At 56.2% G+C, this 17,672-nt stretch carries 17 protein-coding genes; 4 read left to right on the forward strand and 13 right to left on the reverse strand.

The genetic code is table 11. The annotated features are described in order from the left end of the window. Positions 1–162 precede the first annotated feature (162 nt). From cobB to lolC, 4 genes are all read right to left on the reverse strand, one after another. Entirely contained in the window at positions 163–996 is an 834-nt protein-coding gene (cobB, locus tag NXS97_RS05075) for a Sir2 family NAD+-dependent deacetylase (RefSeq protein ID WP_014593445.1), read from the reverse strand. Positions 997–1,118: 122 nt separating this feature from the next. Next, positions 1,119–2,363: a lipoprotein-releasing ABC transporter permease subunit LolE gene (gene lolE / locus NXS97_RS05080; protein WP_014593444.1), complete on the reverse strand. Its 1,245-nt coding sequence runs from the start codon at positions 2,361–2,363 to the stop codon at positions 1,119–1,121. After that, entirely contained in the window at positions 2,363–3,067 is a 705-nt protein-coding gene (gene lolD, locus NXS97_RS05085) for a lipoprotein-releasing ABC transporter ATP-binding protein LolD (protein ID WP_014606120.1), read from the reverse strand. The genes lolE and lolD overlap by 1 nt, the downstream gene beginning before the upstream one ends. Then, complete coding sequence (gene lolC / locus NXS97_RS05090; RefSeq protein WP_014593442.1) at positions 3,060–4,259, reverse strand: lipoprotein-releasing ABC transporter permease subunit LolC; 1,200 nt, start codon at positions 4,257–4,259, stop codon at positions 3,060–3,062. The genes lolD and lolC overlap by 8 nt, the downstream gene beginning before the upstream one ends. 217 nt (positions 4,260–4,476) lie before the next feature. Between lolC and NXS97_RS05095 the strand changes: the two genes are divergently transcribed. Together NXS97_RS05095 and mfd are read left to right on the forward strand one after the other, a co-directional pair. Continuing rightward, entirely contained in the window at positions 4,477–4,644 is a 168-nt protein-coding gene (locus NXS97_RS05095; protein ID WP_162471031.1) for a hypothetical protein, read from the forward strand. 23 nt (positions 4,645–4,667) lie between these two features. After that, positions 4,668–8,117 carry a transcription-repair coupling factor gene (mfd, locus tag NXS97_RS05100; RefSeq protein ID WP_116219646.1) on the forward strand — a complete coding sequence of 1,150 codons (3,450 nt, stop codon included), beginning with the start codon at positions 4,668–4,670 and terminating at the stop codon, positions 8,115–8,117. A 114-nt stretch (positions 8,118–8,231) separates the two neighbouring features. On the opposite strand, the gene NXS97_RS05105 is transcribed toward mfd, so the two are convergent. Further along, a complete protein-coding gene (locus tag NXS97_RS05105; protein WP_041457567.1) occupies positions 8,232–8,699 on the reverse strand; it encodes a carboxymuconolactone decarboxylase family protein in 468 nt (155 codons plus the stop codon). 108 nt (positions 8,700–8,807) lie between these two features. On the opposite strand from NXS97_RS05105, the gene NXS97_RS05110 reads away from it, so the two are divergent. Further along, a complete protein-coding gene (locus NXS97_RS05110; RefSeq protein ID WP_227008725.1) occupies positions 8,808–9,239 on the forward strand; it encodes a MarR family winged helix-turn-helix transcriptional regulator in 432 nt (143 codons plus the stop codon). Between the two features lie 203 nt (positions 9,240–9,442). Here NXS97_RS05110 and NXS97_RS05115 read toward each other — a convergent pair whose 3' ends face one another. From NXS97_RS05115 to hinT, 8 genes are all read right to left on the reverse strand, one after another. After that, positions 9,443–9,985 (reverse strand): glycine zipper 2TM domain-containing protein, encoded by a 543-nt coding sequence (locus NXS97_RS05115; protein WP_013025383.1) that lies wholly within the window; start codon positions 9,983–9,985, stop codon positions 9,443–9,445. A 288-nt stretch (positions 9,986–10,273) separates the two neighbouring features. Continuing rightward, complete coding sequence (locus NXS97_RS05120; RefSeq protein WP_085980258.1) at positions 10,274–11,578, reverse strand: NAD(P)/FAD-dependent oxidoreductase; 1,305 nt, start codon at positions 11,576–11,578, stop codon at positions 10,274–10,276. Between the two features lie 212 nt (positions 11,579–11,790). After that, positions 11,791–12,333, reverse strand: a complete 543-nt coding sequence (ycfP, locus tag NXS97_RS05125; RefSeq protein WP_014606124.1) for an alpha/beta hydrolase YcfP — start codon at positions 12,331–12,333, stop codon at positions 11,791–11,793. Positions 12,334–12,371: 38 nt separating this feature from the next. Beyond that, positions 12,372–13,412: a beta-N-acetylhexosaminidase gene (nagZ, locus tag NXS97_RS05130; protein WP_014593437.1), complete on the reverse strand. Its 1,041-nt coding sequence runs from the start codon at positions 13,410–13,412 to the stop codon at positions 12,372–12,374. Between the two features lie 31 nt (positions 13,413–13,443). Next, positions 13,444–14,280 carry a thiamine kinase gene (gene thiK / locus NXS97_RS05135; RefSeq protein WP_028715012.1) on the reverse strand — a complete coding sequence of 279 codons (837 nt, stop codon included), beginning with the start codon at positions 14,278–14,280 and terminating at the stop codon, positions 13,444–13,446. After that, entirely contained in the window at positions 14,240–14,836 is a 597-nt protein-coding gene (gene lpoB / locus NXS97_RS05140) for a penicillin-binding protein activator LpoB (RefSeq protein WP_013025378.1), read from the reverse strand. The genes thiK and lpoB overlap by 41 nt, the downstream gene beginning before the upstream one ends. A gap of 10 nt (positions 14,837–14,846) precedes the next feature. Next, positions 14,847–15,218: a YcfL family protein gene (locus NXS97_RS05145; protein ID WP_013025377.1), complete on the reverse strand. Its 372-nt coding sequence runs from the start codon at positions 15,216–15,218 to the stop codon at positions 14,847–14,849. Positions 15,219–15,238: 20 nt separating this feature from the next. Continuing rightward, complete coding sequence (hinT, locus tag NXS97_RS05150) at positions 15,239–15,589, reverse strand: purine nucleoside phosphoramidase (RefSeq protein ID WP_013025376.1); 351 nt, start codon at positions 15,587–15,589, stop codon at positions 15,239–15,241. A 410-nt stretch (positions 15,590–15,999) separates the two neighbouring features. On the opposite strand from hinT, the gene NXS97_RS05155 reads away from it, so the two are divergent. Then, the gene (locus NXS97_RS05155) at positions 16,000–17,574 is read left to right on the forward strand and encodes a methyl-accepting chemotaxis protein (protein WP_181901413.1); all 1,575 of its coding nucleotides are present in this window, start codon (positions 16,000–16,002) and stop codon (positions 17,572–17,574) included. Positions 17,575–17,672: the final 98 nt, after the last annotated feature.

A 17,672-nucleotide genomic window follows, 5' to 3' on the forward strand; every position in this document is an offset into this window, starting at 1 on the left:
TGGGGCCGCTGGCAGCCTGCGGACAGGCGACACGCAAGGGTAACCGGGCGGAAAAAATGGTGCGGCGATCGCGCGGAAACGAAGGAGGACAGAAGGACGCTGGAAACCTGTCTGGATGAACAGCGGGCGAGTAGCCCGCGATTCATCCGGTGGCACAAGGCGTTATTTGTGTAGCGCGTGCAGCAGCTTATGCACAAAAGCAGGCACCACCTCGCTGGCCAGTCCATAGTGGCTTTCGGCAAACTCGTTACCGACCTGGCTCGGTTCAAGGTTCAGCTCTACCGTATGCGCCCCCTGCAGTTTTGCCTCATGGACGAATCCGGCGGCCGGATAAACATGGCCCGAGGTGCCAATGGCGATAAACAGATTCGCCTGCTCCAGCGCCTGGTAGATCTCTTCCATGCCGAGCGGCATTTCGCCGAACCAGACGACGTGCGGACGCAGCACCGAGGGGAACTGACAGCAGGTACAGCGATCTTCTGCCGTGACATCTTCATGCCAGTCGATAACCTGGCCGCTGTTGGCGCAGCGCACTTTTAACAGCTCGCCGTGCATGTGCAGCACGCGGCTGTTGCCCGCGCGTTCATGCAAATTATCGATATTCTGCGTGACCAACAGAAAGTTATCGCCCAATACCTGTTCCAGCTCCGCCAGGGCAAGATGTGCCGCGTTGGGCTGGATCTCCGGCTGCTGTAGCTGCTGGCGACGGGCGTTATAAAAACGCTGAACCAGCGCCGGGTCACGTCTGAAACCTTCTGGCGTCGCGACATCTTCTACCCGGTGCTCTTCCCATAATCCGTCAGCGGCACGAAAGGTGTTAATTCCCGATTCTGCGGATATCCCCGCACCCGTTAAGACAACGATTCTCGGCAACGGGTGCGCCGCCAGTTCGGCCTGACGATCGCGTTCGAAAATACGCTGGCGAAAGCGCTGATGCACTTTTCTGCGCGTTTTCTTCAGGCGGGCAAGTCGTAAACGGCGACGAGGTGTACGCATAAAGTCTCCTGGTGCGGTAGCGAAAGGCAGCTACCGCGGTTCAATATAAAGCGGGCGATGAGGCCCGGTGGTCGGTTTAAGGTTTACATCATCCTGCTGTCAGGCGCGGGTGCCTGAGCTGATTACTGGCCGCTCAGCACGCGAGCCGGATCGATACGACTGGCGCGCCGCGCCGGATACCAACTTGCCAGCAGGCTTAGCACAATAGCGGTAATCAATACCGAAAACACGTCCAGCCAGTGTAATTCAGACGGCAGGAAGTCAATGAAATAGATATCGCCCGCTAATAAATGGTGACCGGTCAGGGATTCCAGCCCTTTCATCAGCGAAGTGAGGTTGAGCGCCACCAGCACCCCAACCACTACGCCGCTGACGCTGCCCAGTAAGCCCGCCAGCAGGCCATACCAGATAAAGATGGCGCGGATCAGCCCGTCTTTCGCCCCCAGCGTGCGCAGTACCGCAATATCACTGCTCTTGTCTTTCACGGCCATCACCAGCGTGGAAACGATGTTGAAACAGGCCACGCCAATAACCAGCACCATCGCCAGATACATGATGGCGCGGATCATTTGAATATCGCGGTACATATAGCCGTAGGTGCCGATCCAGCTTTTGATATAGACGTAAGCGTGCGTGACTTCTCCGGCCGCCCGCACCAGTTTGGCCGCCTGGAACGGATCGTTCATTTTCAGCGCGATACCGGTGACGTTGTCGCCCATATCCAGATATTGCTGCGCATCCGCAAGCGGCACCAGCGCCAGGCTGTGATCCAGCATGCCGCTCAACTGAAGAATGCCGCTCACCTGCAAACGAATGCGTTTAGGTTGCAGTAGCTTATTTTCGCCATCATTGTTAGGGATCATGATGGTGATCCAGTCGCCCTGCTTCACGTTCAGCGCCTGAGCAATGCCGCCGCCGAGGATGATCTGACTTTTACCCGGCGCAAAGCTTGCCCAGGCATTGTTTGTGACAAACTGCGGCAGCGCGCTTAGACGCGGTTCCTGCGCCGGATCCACGCCTTTAACCTGCAGCGCTTCCATCTTTGTGCCGCTTTCAATCAGTCCGGTAAAATTGATATAGGGAGCCGCAGCGGCGATACCCGGTACCTGCTCAATCGGTGCAATCATGGACTGCCAGTGCTGAAACGGCGGATTAACCGCTTCAATCTCCCCGTGCGGCACCACGGCAAGAATGCGCTTGTTCAGCTCACGTTCAAATCCGTTCATTGCGCTGAGGCCAATGATTAATACCGCCACGCCCAGGGCGATACCGATCGTGGAAATAACGGAGATCAGCGAAACCATTCCCCCCCGACGGCGACCGCGGCTAAAACGCAGCCCCAACAGCAGCGATAACGACGATCCCATCAGACCGCTCCCGCAAGAACGATGCGATCGCTTAACTGGCCGTCACGCATCTCCATCTGCCGCGACATGCGCTTCGCCAGATGCAGGTCGTGTGTCACCACCAGAAACGCGGTGCCCTGACGCACATTCAGTTCACCCAACAGTTCGAAAATCGCGTCGGCGTTGCGCGCATCCAGGTTACCCGTTGGCTCATCGGCCATGACCAAGCGCGGGCGGTTAACCAGCGCACGGGCGATAGCCACACGTTGACGTTCACCGCCAGAGAGTTCCGAGGGACGATGCGCCGCACGGTGTTCCAGCCCGACCGCCGCCAGCATTTCGCGCGCGCGGGTCTGCGCTTCGCCTTTAGCCACTTTGCCGATCAGTAACGGCATGGCGACATTTTCCAGCGCGGTGAAATCAGGCAGCAGATGGTGAAACTGGTAGATAAAGCCGAGCTCACGATTACGTAACTCCGCTTTAGCAGAGGATGACATCCCGTTTAGCGAACGTCCGTCAAACACCACTTCTCCCGAGGTGGGCGCATCCAGCCCGCCCAGCAGGTGCAACAGGGTACTTTTACCTGAACCCGAACTGCCAACAATCGCCATCAGTTCACCAGGTTGCACATCAAAGGTCACATTGCGCAGTACGTCGGTCTGGACGCTGCCTTCCTGATAGCGTTTGCACAGGTCACGGCACTGCAACAAAGGAGAGTTACTCATAGCGTAAAGCCTCAGCGGGTTGTACGGCGGCAGCGCGCCATGAAGGGTAAAGCGTGGAAAGCAGAGCAATAATCATTGCGCTGAAGGCGATAGTCACCACCTGCCACATATTAATATCGACGGGCAGCGCCGCGCCATCCAGGAACAGGCCGATAACCGGCATCAGGTTGTTAAGCTGGCTGGCTAACAGCACGCCCAGCAGTGCACCGAGCAGCGTGCCGATGATGCCGGCACTGGCGCCCTGTACCATAAAGACGGCGACAATCTGACGGCGGGTTAATCCCTGGGTTTGCAGAATAGCCACTTCGCCCTGCTTCTCCATGATCAACAGGCCCAGCGAGGTGATGATATTAAAGGCAGCGACGGCAATAATCAGGCTCAGCAGCAGCCCCATCATGTTCTTCTCCATGCGCACGGCCTGGAACAGGTCCCCTTTACGCTCGCGCCAGTCCTTCCATACCATCCCCGCCGGTAAGCGTTGCTGAGTGACGGTATCTACCTGCAGCGGTTTATCCAGCCACAGACGCCAGCCGGTGATATTCCCTGCCGGATAGCGCATTATCCGTGAGGCATCCTGTTGATTGACGAGGATCTGGTAGCCGTCCACCTCGCTGTTAGCCGCATAGGTTCCGGCGACGGTAAATAAGCGCTGGCTCGGTACGCGGCCCATCGGGGTGAACTGGCTCACCGACGGCACCATTAATCGCAGCGTATCTCCGCGTTTGACGCCGAGTTGCGAGGCCAGTTGTTCACCCAGGATAACGTTGTACTGTCCCGGCTGCAGCACAGTCTGCTGGGTGTTAACGAGGTAGGGCGTAAGCGGGTCTTTTTCATCCGGCTGAATGCCTAACATCACCCCAACCGAAACGCTGTGTGGGCTTTGCAGCACGACGTTCGCGGTGGTTAACGGCGCAATGCGGTTAACGCCGTTCAGCTTAAGAGCGGATGCCGGGAATTGTTGAGGATTGATGCTGCCTTTGTCGCTGGTGACCAGCGCCTGCGGCATCAGGCCCAGGATGTTGCCCTCAAGCTCTCGCTCGAAACCATTCATCACAGACAGCACAGTAATCATTGCCAGCACGCCAAGCGTGATACCAATGGTGGAGAGCCAGGAGACAAAGCGACCGAAACGGTCTGCGGCTCTTCCGCGCATGTAGCGCAGACCGATAAATAGCGCGACAGGTTGATACATGGAATCCAATGTGCAGTTGCTGGAAAATAAGTAGAGAGGATGATAAAGGAGCGGCCCACTTTATGAAACCACTAACCCTCTGAGTCTGCTGCAAAGTTGTATCAGAATAGGTTAGGAAAGTGTTCGATGCACAGGATTAGGCTACAAAGAGGGGGTTAATCGTACGATTATTCAGCGCGGAAGCCGATATACTCCGTATCCTAAAGTGATGACGGCAATGAACGTCGCGCTGATGTACCCGTTTGACTTTCCTGCGGACCTTGTTCGCAAAAAAGATTTACACACAGCAACCCTTCAGTCACGCCTGCCCAAAGGCGAAGCGGTAGAAAAATTTACCGCAGAGGTGATCCCCATGGCGTATTATGGAATGATTACGCCCTGGTAAAAATGGAGCAACCTCGAGATCACATGTCCGAACCGACTCGCTATACCCTGCCCGTGAAATCTGGCGATCAACGCCAGCTCGGCCAGCTGACTGGCGCTGCGCACGCGGTTGAGTGTGCCAGCATTACCGAGCGTCATGCTGGTCCGGTGTTAATGATTACACCCGATACGCAAACCGCCCTGCGACTGCTGGACGAGATTCGTCAGTTTACCGATTTGCCTGTCACGCATCTCGCAGACTGGGAGACGCTGCCTTATGACAGTTTCTCACCGCATCAGGACATTATTTCGGCCCGTCTTTCCACCCTGTATCAACTGCCTACCTTGCAGCGCGGCATGCTGATTATGCCGGTCAACACGCTGATGCAGCGCGTTTGCCCGCACAGCTTCCTGCACGGCCATGCGCTGGTGATGCAGCAGGGTCAGAAACTGTCACGCGATCGCCTGCGCGATCAGCTTGAACAGGCGGGCTACCGCCATGTGGACCAGGTGATGGAGCACGGGGAATACGCGACCCGCGGCGCTCTGCTCGACCTGTTCCCGATGGGCAGCGAGCAACCTTACCGTATTGATTTTTTTGATGACGAGATCGACAGCCTGCGCCTGTTTGACGTCGACAGCCAGCGCACGCTGGAAGCCGTTCCCGCCATCAATCTGCTGCCGGCCCACGAGTTTCCCAGCGATAAAGCCGCTATAGAGCTCTTCCGCAGCCGCTGGCGTGAAATTTTTGATGTTCGCCGTGAAGCCGAGCATGTTTATCAGCAGGTGAGCAAAGGCACCCTGCCCGCCGGTATTGAATACTGGCAACCCTTGTTCTTTGAACAGCCGTTACCCTCGCTGTTCAGCTATTTGCCTGATAATACGCTGATTGTTAACTGCGGCGATCTGGAAGGCGGCGCAGACCGATTCTGGAATGATGCCAACGCGCGCTACGAAAATCGCCGTGTTGACCCGATGCGTCCGCTGCTTGAGCCCGCCACGCTGTGGCTGAGGCCGGATGCGTTGATGAGCGAGCTGAAAGCCTGGCCGCGCATCCGTATGACCCATGACGTTTTGCCTGCCAAAGCGGCCAACACCAACCTGGGTTATGAATCTCTGCCGGACTTATCGGTTCAGGCCCAGGCGAAAGCCCCGCTGGATAACCTGCGTCAGTTTCTGGAGCAGTTCAGCGGCGGCGTCGTGTTCTCCGTGGAGAGCGAAGGCCGCCGTGAAAGCCTGCAAGAGCTGCTGGGGCGCATTAAAATTCGCCCTAAGGCCATTCATCATCTGCGCGAGGTCAGCGCCGGAGAGCATGCGCTGATGATCGGCGCCAGCGAGCGTGGCTTTGTGGATACGCAAGGCCATCGTGCGCTGATCTGTGAAAGCGATCTGCTGGGCGAGCGCATCAGCCGTCGCCGCCAGGATACGCGCCGTACCATTAATCCGGACATTCTCATCCGCAACCTGGCGGAATTGCATCCGGGGCAGCCGGTCGTGCATCTTGAACATGGTGTGGGCCGCTATATCGGCCTGACCACGCTTGAAGCCGGCGGCATCCAGGCCGAGTATCTGATGCTCTCTTATGCCAACGATGCCAAGCTGTACGTGCCGGTTTCCTCGCTTCATCTGATCAGCCGCTATGCGGGTGGCGCCGATGAAAACGCGCCGCTGCACAAGCTGGGCAGCGATGCCTGGTCACGCGCCCGTCAGAAAGCGGCCGAGAAAGTGCGCGACGTCGCCGCTGAGCTGCTGGATATCTATGCGCAGCGCGCGGCAAAAAGCGGCTATGCCTTTAAACACGACCGCGAGCAGTATCAGCTCTTCTGCGAAAGTTTCCCGTTTGAAACCACGCCCGATCAGGCTCAGGCTATCAATGCCGTGTTAAGCGATATGTGTCAGCCGCTGGCGATGGATCGTCTGGTCTGTGGCGATGTGGGCTTCGGTAAAACAGAAGTGGCGATGCGTGCCGCCTTCCTGGCGGTGGAAAACAATAAGCAGGTGGCGGTGCTGGTGCCGACCACGCTGCTGGCACAGCAGCACTATGATAACTTCCGCGATCGTTTCGCTAACTGGCCCGTGCGCATCGAAATGCTGTCCCGCTTCCGCAGCGCCAGGGAGCAAAACCAGATACTACAGGAAGCCAGCGAAGGCAAAATCGACATTCTGATTGGTACGCATAAGCTGTTGATGAGCGATATCAAATGGCACGATCTGGGCTTGCTGATTGTGGATGAAGAGCACCGGTTTGGCGTGCGTCATAAAGAGCGCATCAAAGCGATGCGTGCCGATGTCGATATTCTGACGCTGACCGCTACGCCGATCCCCCGCACCCTGAATATGGCCATGAGCGGAATGCGCGATCTGTCCATCATCGCCACGCCACCAGCGCGTCGACTCGCGGTAAAAACCTTTGTTCGGGAATTTGACGATCTGGTGATCCGCGAAGCGATTCTGCGCGAAATCCTGCGTGGGGGTCAGGTTTATTACCTGTACAACGATGTTGAGAACATTGAGAAAGCCGCTCAGCGCCTGACGGAACTGGTGCCAGAGGCGCGCGTCGCCATCGGCCACGGGCAAATGCGCGAGCGCGACCTTGAGCGGGTGATGAATGACTTCCATCATCAGCGTTTCAACGTTCTGGTCTGCACCACCATTATTGAAACCGGCATTGATATCCCAACGGCCAATACCATTATTATTGAGCGCGCCGACCACTTCGGGCTGGCGCAGCTGCACCAGCTGCGCGGACGCGTAGGCCGATCGCACCACCAGGCTTATGCCTGGCTGCTGACGCCACACCCGAAAGCCATGACGACCGACGCGCAAAAACGCCTGGAAGCGATCGCCTCGCTGGAAGATCTGGGCGCAGGCTTTGCCCTGGCGACGCACGATCTGGAGATTCGTGGCGCGGGCGAACTGCTGGGTGAAGAACAAAGTGGTCAGATGGAAACGCTGGGCTTTTCACTCTACATGGAACTGCTGGAAAATGCGGTCGATGCCCTGAAAGCCGGTCGGGAACCTTCCCTCGAAGATCTCACCAGCAATCAAACTGAAGTCGAGTTACGTATGCCCGCCCTGCTGCCTGAGGCGTTTATTCCGGACGTGAATACGCGCCTGTCGCTGTATAAACGCATCGCCAGTGCCGAAGCAGAAGACGAGTTGCAGGAGCTGAAGGTGGAAATGATCGACCGCTTCGGTCTGCTACCCGATCCGGCCCGTAACCTGCTGGACATTGCCCTGTTGAGGATGAAGGCCAGAGCACTTGGCGTGCGTAAAATCGAAGCCAGCGATAAAGGTGGCTATTTTGATTTCGCGCCGCAAAACAGTGTGGATCCTGCCTGGCTAATCGGCCTGCTGCAAAAAGATGCGAAGCAGTGGAAGCTTGAAGGCCCGACGCGCCTGCGCTTTACCCGTGAACTGGCGGAAAGGAAGGTGCGTATGGAATGGGTGCAGTCGTTTATGGCACAGCTCATGGAAAACCGGGTCGCCTCTTAACCCGCTCACCACCAGCATCAAGCGAAGCCGCCCCGCTCAGGGCGGCTTTTTTTATGCCTGCCTTCCGACGGCCTCGTGAGCAAACAGGCTTATCCGGAACGGCGTGCCCTGTACTTATCTGGGCAGCGGCGGAGCAAACTGCAACGCACCTGCAATTCGGTTCCAGGCGTTGATCGCCCCAATTGCCGAGGTCAGGAAAATCATCTCCTGCGACGTAAACAGGGTACTGACCTCATCATATAGCCCATCCGGAATCGGCTGCTGTGCCATCAGCGTAAGCGCCTCCGTCCATGCCAGAGCGGCCGCTTCACGCCCGGAATAAATGCCCGCGTCGCGCCAGGTCGCGACTAAATCGATTTTCGCTGAAGCCAGCCCGGCTTTACGCGCCACATTAAGATGAAACTGAAGGCAAAATGCACAGCCATTCAACTGCGATGCCCGGAGTTTGATCAGTTCGGTCAATGTTTTATCCAGGCCTGCGTGGTCAACCGCCTTGCCCAGCATGCCCAGCGCTGCAACGACCTCGGGCGCTGCCTGTTCAAATGTGGACCAGTCGCTTCGGTGGTGAGAATACGATGCCATAATCAATCCTGCCTGTTAATATAAGAACACGAACAACAATATAAGAGTTCTTACATTATGCGCAAGTCAGGATCGCACAATCTGTCGCTGCCCGGCCCTGGAGAAGGCATGCGCGGCACAAAAGGCCACATTGGCTATCTGCTTCGTCAGGCGCATGCCGTTCATAAGATGCGGATGGAACATGCCCTGAAAGCCACGGGCCTGACTCTGCCCCAGTTTTCCGTGCTGACGATGCTGGCAGCCTACCCTGGTGCATCGGGTGCCGAACTGGCCCGGCTCTCCTTGCTGACGCCACAAACCATGAGCGTGATTGTCAGCAACCTTGAGCGGGCAAGCCTGATCCACCGTCGCCCTCACGAGGAGCATGGTCGAATTCAGATTATTGGCCTGACGGATGAAGGACAGCAGGTTCTGACCCGGAGCAAAGCGGCCGTTAAGGCGGCCGAAGCGGGTCTGCTTGCCGATCTGTCTTCTGAGGATGAAGGCGCTGTGCGGCGATGGCTGGTGAAGGTGGCGACCTTACCGACTGACCCGGTCTGAGGGCGATGTTGTCTGGCGCGCACCGCTTTACCGCTCAGCAGAATAAGGTTTATCGCTGTGTTCGGCTCGCCCGGCGGCTTCATCGGGTCACGCAGGTTGGTAAAGCCTTCATGGTGACCCATAAAAAAAGCGCATCCGGAGATGCGCTTTCGTGTTTCATGGTGTGCTGTGTGACCGCAATGCGGCAAGCTTTGCCCTGGATCTTATGCTTTATCGCCGTTCAGGATTAACTGTCCGTTACGGTCAACCGGGATACGGGTACCGGGATCGTTTTCCATGCGGATTTTACCCTGCTGGTCGCCGATCTTATAGGTGACGTCATAACCCAGCATTTTTTCCTGCTTGTCGTACACGGTTTTACAACGCTGTTCAGAGGTGGTGTAGGTATCGCGATCCTGCATACCGCCCTGAACCTGGTTGCCCGCATAACCGCCCGCCAGCGCACCGGCTACCGTTGCGACGTCGCGTCCACGACCGCCGCCAAACTGGTGGCCGAGAACACCACCGGCTACCGCACCCAGTACTGAACCGGCGATACGGTTTTCATCCTGAACCGGACGACGGTGCGTCAGCGTCACGTTACGACACTCCTGACGCGGTTGTTTAATCGATTCTTTAATTGGGGTTGCTGACAGCACCTGTGCATATTGTGGACCGCGATCAAACACGTTAATGCTTGCTACGGCGGCTACACCCAGTGCCGCTGCCACGCCAATACCGATACCCGCTAACATTGATTTATTCACAGGAAGTTCCTCCTGAAAGTGTTACCGCGCATTCCTGCCGCTGGGAAATCCCTTACAGCTCTGGCAGAACCGACGTGCGCGACTCGCCGTTTGGTTGAGATAAGTTTTACAGATGTAAAGCTTTTGCAATATCAGACAATGGGAAGAAAAGCGTGCCTGAAGCGTTAGTGCCACGTTTTCGGAGAGTTCTGAGCGACGATGAGGGGGCCGGATACCGCGCTGACTTCACGGCATAACAGACAAGTTAGCAATGAAATCAGCGGGTTAAAACAAAATCAGATGATGCGATTAGTGAAGCTTCAGACGGGGGCGGATGACCCGGTTGAGACTGCCCACGATCATCATTAGCCCGGTCTTAACATAACCGTGCAACGCGACCTGATGCATACGATACAGTGATATATAGACAAATCGGGCAATGCGCCCTTCTATCATCATCGATCCGCGCATCAGATTGCCCATCAGGCTTCCTACGGTGCTGAAGCGTGACAGAGAAACCAGTGAACCGTGGTCTTTATAAACATAGGCTTTGAGCGGCTTGCCCTGGTATTGCAACAGGATGTTATCCAGCGCACAGGATGCCATCTGGTGTGCGGACTGCGCGCGCGGGGGCACAAATCCACCGCCGGGTAAGGCGCAGGACGCGCAATCACCGATGGCATAGATGTCGTCATCCAGCGTGGTCTGGAGTGTCTCTTTCACCACCAGTTGGTTGATGCGATTGGTTTCCAGCCCGCCGATCGCTTTCATAAAGTCAGGCGCTTTAATCCCTGCCGCCCAGACCATTAAGTCGGCTTCAATAAACTCGCCACTTTTGGTATGCAGGCCCAGCTTGTCTGCGCTGGTCACCATCGTTTGTGTCAGAACACGTACGCCAAGCTTGCTAAGCTCCTGATGGGCCGCAGAGGAGATACGTGGTGGTAGCGCAGGCAGAATACGTTCGCCCGCCTCCACCAGCGTGACGTTGAGTGCCTCGCTGCCCAGTGCTTTATACCCGTAGCTGTGTAGCTGCTTAACTGCATTGTGCAGTTCTGCCGACAGCTCAACACCCGTTGCACCGCCGCCGACGATAGCAATGTTCACCTTCTCCACCGCCCCTTCGCTGGCAGAGAATTTCAGGAACAGATTCAGCATTTCATTATGGAAACGACGCGCCTGCTGCGGATTGTCGAGGAAAATACAGTGATCTTTAACGCCTGGCGTGCCGAAATCGTTTGAGGTACTGCCCAGCGCCATGACCAGCGTGTCATAAGCCAGCTCGCGCTCGGGAACCAATACCTCCCCCTGCGAATTCACGACTTCAGCCAGTTGGATGACTTTTTTCTCACGGTTGATGTTCGTCAACGAGCCCAGCTGGAACTGAAAACCGTGGTTGCGGGCATGCGCCAGATAGCTGAGAGCGTCAATGCCTTCATCCATGGAGCCGGTGGCCACTTCATGCAGCAACGGCTTCCACAGATGGCTGTGGTTGCGGTCAACCAGGATAATCTCGGCTTTCTTCTTGCGACCCAGCTTATGGCCTAACTGCGTTGCCATCTCCAGCCCACCGGCGCCACCGCCGACGATGACAATTTTCTTAACAGATGTAGTCAACAAAAACCCCCTCAAATTGTGAACCAAAAGTTAATCAATGGTTAAATTAAACCTTAATAAACATAGGGTTGGCGACATAATTTCGCTATCTGGGGGCAGAATAGCATGGCGGGAAGCGATGGGCCTCAGAAAATTGATGTACATCAAATTTAGCAGACAGTTCCTGGCAACGCCGACAACACAATCGGGCACCGCATGGGCGCCCGGTTGCGTCAATCTGCCGTTTTAAAGGCGTTCAGTCGGTGAAGATGGGGGGAAAGATTGCGGAACTTGTGGCTTTCGCTTTCGTCCCAGACGATCGGGTAGTAGGGATCCAGCAGTGCGGCGCTGCGCTGGCTGTCGAGAATCTCATCGTGGCGGGATAAAAGGGTCAGGCAGCGGCCGCGGTTACGTTCGCGAAAATCGCTGACGCACTTGGTGGCAATGTCCAGGTACTCTTCAGGTCGATCTATCTTGCCTTCCATATTTTCGTACGGAAACAGGTTGGGATTGAAAATCGCCTGGCGGATCGCGCACAAGAAACCAATACGTTCTGACCAGTACCCGCCCAGCCCTACGCCGCAGATCAGCGGATGCGGATCGTCGCTCAGACTGAGCATTTTATCGGTTTCTTTGAGCAGAAACTGCATGTCATGTTTGGGATGGCGCGTGCTGTAGCTGATGAGCCTGACGTCAGGATCGATAAACTGCAGTTGCAGCACTTTTTCGTGGTTGCCCGGACTGGATGAATCGAAACCGTGAAGATAAATAATCATGTTTATCCTTGAAGATCATCACACCGGGCAACCCGTGATTACCACGTCGCTTTATGCGCCAGCCAGCGTTCCTGCAGCGCGCTTAACTGCTGCGCATTCTGTTTCCAGCGGCGACTGGCCTTCAGGCTGTCCCGGCTAAAGGTTCCCCGATGGTACAACTGCACCACCGGCTCTGCCTCGATCACGGTCAAATTATCGATCACGCTTACCGCGCCCTGACGGTCGTTACAGACCAGAATCATGTCGCATCCGGCAGACAGAGACTGTTGCGCACGCTCGGCATAGCTGCCCATCACCGCCGCGCCTTCCATTGAAAGATCGTCCGAGAAAATCACGCCCTTGAAACCCAGCTCCTGGCGTAACACCGTTTTCAGCCAGTAAGGCGAACCGCTGGCGGGGAGCGGATCGGCTTCCGTATAGATCACGTGTGCGGGCATAATAGCGTCGAGCGCCTGCTCGCCGATCAGCGTGCGGAATATCGCCATATCATGCTCGCGCAGTTCGGCTTCGCTGCGGCCATCACGCGGTGTCTCTTTGTGGGAATCTGCACTGACCGCGCCGTGACCGGGGAAATGCTTACCGGTGGTTTTCATTCCGGCCTCATGCATGCCGGCAATAAAACGCCGCGCCATCGCCAGGGCAATCGCAGGGTCCTCATGGAACGCGCGATCGCCAATGGCCGCACTGATATGGCCGATATCCAGCACCGGCGCAAAGCTGATATCGATATCCAGCGCGATCATTTCGGCCGCCATCTGCCAGCCAGCCTGCTGTGCCAGCTCGCCTGCCGTTGTCATATCGTTGAGCGCGGCAAAAGACTGCATAGCGGGCAAATTCGTAAAGCCATCACGAAAACGCTGTACTCGCCCGCCCTCCTGATCCACCGCCACCACCAGGCGCGTAGGCGAGGCGGCACGAATCTGACGCACCAGCTCGGCCAGTTGAGCGGGGTCATGATAGTTGCGGGCGAAAAGGATTAATCCACCCACCAGCGGATGGCGCAGTATCTCACGCTCTTCCGCATCCAGTTCGAAACCTTCGACGTCCAGCATCAAGGGGCCGGGGAAACCTGTTGTCATAGCCTGAATCCTGTTTCACGGCACAAAGCCGTTAAATCTGCTGCCAGCTCTGTTGAGCCAGCTGTTGTAAATGCGCATCGCCGCTCTGTTCGGCGCGCAGTTGATACCAACTGGCGACTAACAGATGCAGCCAGGGCTGCCAGCGCGAAACCTGGTGTTGCAATGATGTCAGCGGGATCTGCATGAGCGCGGCATAGTCACCTAGCCACTGCTCTTGCTGAGTGGGATCGGATAAACAGACGGCCGCCAGCTCAAGCGCCACGTCGCCGTCTGCGGCATATTCCCAGTCAATAAGGTGCAGCCCCTGTTCAGACTGAATCAGATTAGCGGGATGCACGTCCATATGCAGCGGCGCAAGGCGTAACGGCCGCGGCTCGCCCTGTCTGGTTAGTCGTTGCAGCTGCTGCAACCAGCGGTGCTGTCGCTGCTGGCAACGCTGCCAGTACTGCCACAGCAGGGGCAAAAGGGATAAACGGTAACCGGTGAGCGGCTGCTGGTGTAGCCGTTGCAATAGCGCAAGTACCTGAGGCCGTGCAGCACGGAATCCGGCATCGCTCATCACCTCACCGTCCTGCCAGGGCAGGATAATGCCGTGCCGGTTACCCGCCAGCGGGCGCTGCACCAGGCCGCTCAGCCGCAATTTACGCAGCACGCGCCCTTCGCGCTGGCGATTGACGAAAGGTATCGCTGACTGTGGCGCCGGGCGGAGGAGAAGCCGTTCGTTTTGTGTGACGATCTGACAGCTCTGCCCGGTTAATCCTGCCAACGGTGTTACCGTTACCCGATGCCCGCCCGTTGTTGCCTTGATCAGTTGCAGAAGCGCCGCATTAATTTTGGGCGACACCGTTTCCAGACCAGATAATTTCACCCGTCTGCACCAGCATCAGCTGCATTTGTAAGGTCGGTGATTTTACATCGCCTTTGGCCGTGCTGTAGAGCACGTACTGCGCGTTGAGATTACGCGCCAGGCCAATCGCCTTGCTGCGCGAGTTCAGGCTGTCGTCTGGCGAAAGACCAAGTGTTTGTTTCGCCTGCGCCAGCTGTTCTGACGACACCAGAGTGAACTTACCGTTGTTATTCAACGCGTTCTGAATAGCACTGGTCGCCTTTTCACCCTGCAGTGCGCCGTTAGTGCTGTTTTTAATGCGATCGACCAGCAACACGCTTCCCGGCGTCACCGTGGCGGCGCGCACCATTTGTGCGACCAAAGGTTCCACGCTGGCATCCCAGTTAATCGTCACCAGCTTAGGCGGTTGCGGAACAGGTTGAGGCTGGGGGATCGGTTGCTCTGGCTGAGGAACAGGCTGAACCGGCTCCACAGGCTGAGTCGGTTCGACCGGTGCTGGCTGCTGCTGTTTCATCACGCAGCCAGAAAGAATAAGCGCCATCATTAGCGCGCCAGTACGGTTAACACTGCGAATCACGTAACAGTCCTCAGAGATAGATATAGAGACGAACCTTGCTGGCCGTCAGATTACCCAGTTGCGACACCGCAGCGACGCTTCCGTTGGGGGGAACCGTGACAACCTGAGCCGGTTCACGCGGCGTTATTTCAAGCCCTTTGTCGTCGTACCAGTAGTAACGATAGTGCACAACCACCGGCGTTTCACGCTGATTGTAAAGTATGCTGCTGGCACGTTTCTGGCCGTCATGGTCATCCAGCGTTGGCTCGTCGGTAATAATACCCGCCGAGAGGACAGACGACTCCATGACCAGTGACTGCGATGTATTAATCATCGGTTTGTCGCTGCTGCAACCAGTAAGGCTCAGCAACGCCACGGGCAGACATATCAACCATGAACGCATAGCAAGGTTCCCTTCAGGGATCAGTGTGACAGCATCGGGCCAAGCGGCTTGCCGCCCACCAGATGCATATGGATATGATAAACTTCCTGACCGCCATGTTTATTGCAGTTAACAATCAGGCGATAGCCGTCTTCGTCAATGCCTTCTTCCCGCGCAATCTTTGCGGCGGCGGTGAACATCCGACCCAGCGCCTGCTCGTGCGCCGCCTCGACGTCATTGGCGGTTGGGATCAGGATATTGGGGATAATCAAAATATGCGTTGGCGCCTGGGGTGAAATATCGCGAAAAGCCGTTACCAGTTCGTCCTGATACACCACGTCGGCGGGGATCTCCCGACGGAGAATTTTACTGAAAATAGTTTCTTCAGCCATAAAGCAATTCCTTGAGCCTGAGGTAATACCTCAGTATGCGGGAGAAATTCGTTTTCTTTCAACCTCAGGCGACTTTTTCTTGTTATGACCGGCGGCGTTTAACGCATTTAACAGCGCCCGTATGCGAAAAACCGCCTTTCCTGTCTCTGCCCCCTTTGCACTCGTCGCCCCCTTTATGTTGCCTGCGGCCAGACCTGACACGCGCGCTCGCAGGGCTGTCCGACGGGAACTCCCGCTCCATTTGTTTCTACAGGAGACACCTGGACAAAAGTTGCAACAATTGATCAATAAACCACCAATGCTACCTGCCGAAACTATCAACAGCGTATCGGGTTAACCTGCTTTCTGTGATGCGCGACGCCTGACAGTCAAGAAAACGATTACATCAACGATTAAACAGGATGTTGAATATGAGCATTTTACAACGTGTCAAATTGTCACATCGCCTGATTTTTCTCATCGCTTTTTTCCTTCTCGCCATGGTTGTTATCGCTGTGATCTCTCTTCACTCACTTCGGTCGCTGGCTGCGTCAGAACAGCAGCTCTTCGCTTCCCGGCTGGAGCCAGTGCAGATAATGAACGTTGCCGCCCGGGAGATGGCCACGCATTTTCGCCGTTCCTATGCTTACGTCTTTCCGGTTAGCTCCGCCACGCCCGTTGAATCACGCCAAACCACCTCTAAATTTAACCAGAAGTCTCAGCAAGCTGTGCAAAATGCGATTGATTTTCTTAAGCAATCTCAGGATCCGGCGCTGGTTGCTATCACGCAGAAAGTGTTGCAGGCCTGGCCTGACTACCTGGCGTCCATGCAACGCGTCTACGCCCTTGCCAACGAAAACAATGTGGCAGGAGCGCTAAAGGAAATCGCAACGACGACAGATCGTTTACATGTCGCGGTCCGGGATCCCCTGTTAGAAGCCGTAAAGATCTACAATGCGTCCGTCAGCCAGATCATTGACGACAACGTTTCCCATATTGACCGAACCTCCTTGATGTTGATTCTGTTAATTAGCCTGACCTTTATCGCCGGCTGCGCACTGGGCACGCTGATATTTTTTTCCGTTATGAAGCAGCTGGGTGCCGAGCCTGACGTTGCCGTCAGAGTGGCGGGCCTGATCGCCGACGGTCATCTTTATGAGCACAACGCTATTAAAGCCGGGGATACCTCCAGCCTGATTTACCAGTTATCCGTGATGCGCCAGCACATCCGCGACCTGATCAGTGAGGTCCAGGAAGCGGCGGAACAGGTAGCCAAATCCTCGACGGAAATCGCCCAGGGTACCCGCGATCTGTCACAACGAACGGAATCACAGGCTTCAGCGCTGGAAGAAACCAGTGCTTCGATGGAGCAGCTGTCCTCAGCCGTACAAAGCAATGCAGACAACGCCAGGATCGCGAACGACGTGGTCAGCAACGCCTTTCAGAAGGTAGCCAGCGGCGGTCAGTCAGTGTCTGACGTTGAGCAGACGATGCGCGCCATTCAGGACAGCAGTAGCAAAATCGGCGAAATCATCAGCGTCATTGACAGCATTGCTTTTCAAACCAATATTCTGGCGCTTAACGCGGCGGTGGAAGCGGCACGTGCCGGGGATGAAGGTCGGGGGTTTGCTGTGGTCGCGGGCGAAGTCAGAAACCTGGCGCAGCGCAGCGCCGTGGCAGCCCAGGAAATTAAAACGCTGATTACAGAAAGTCATTCACGTGTCGAAACCGGCGTGACCAATGTCAGCGTGGCAGGCGAAACCATGAAGGCGGTCATTAAAGAGATTCATCGCGTCAACGACCTGGTGGCTGAAATCAGCACGGGAAGTCATGAGCAAAGCACCGGTGTGAAACAGATCGGTATTGCCGTGGCGCAAATGGATACCGACACGCAGCAGAATGCAGCGCTGGTAGAAGAAACGGCGACCGCAACGGCACAGTTGCAACGGTTATCCGATCGACTGTTGCAGACCACCTCAAAATTTTTGACTCGCGAAGCAAACTGACAGGCTAAAGCGCGATGCCCTGTCAGCCTTAACTTCGGGCAAAAAAAACAGCGTTGAGCCGAGACTCAACGCTGTTTTCGCCGTGCCAGAACGGCATC

The sequence above is a fragment of the Pantoea sp. B623 genome, assembly GCF_024814475.1.
Classification (GTDB): Bacteria; Pseudomonadota; Gammaproteobacteria; order Enterobacterales; family Enterobacteriaceae; genus Pantoea; species Pantoea ananatis.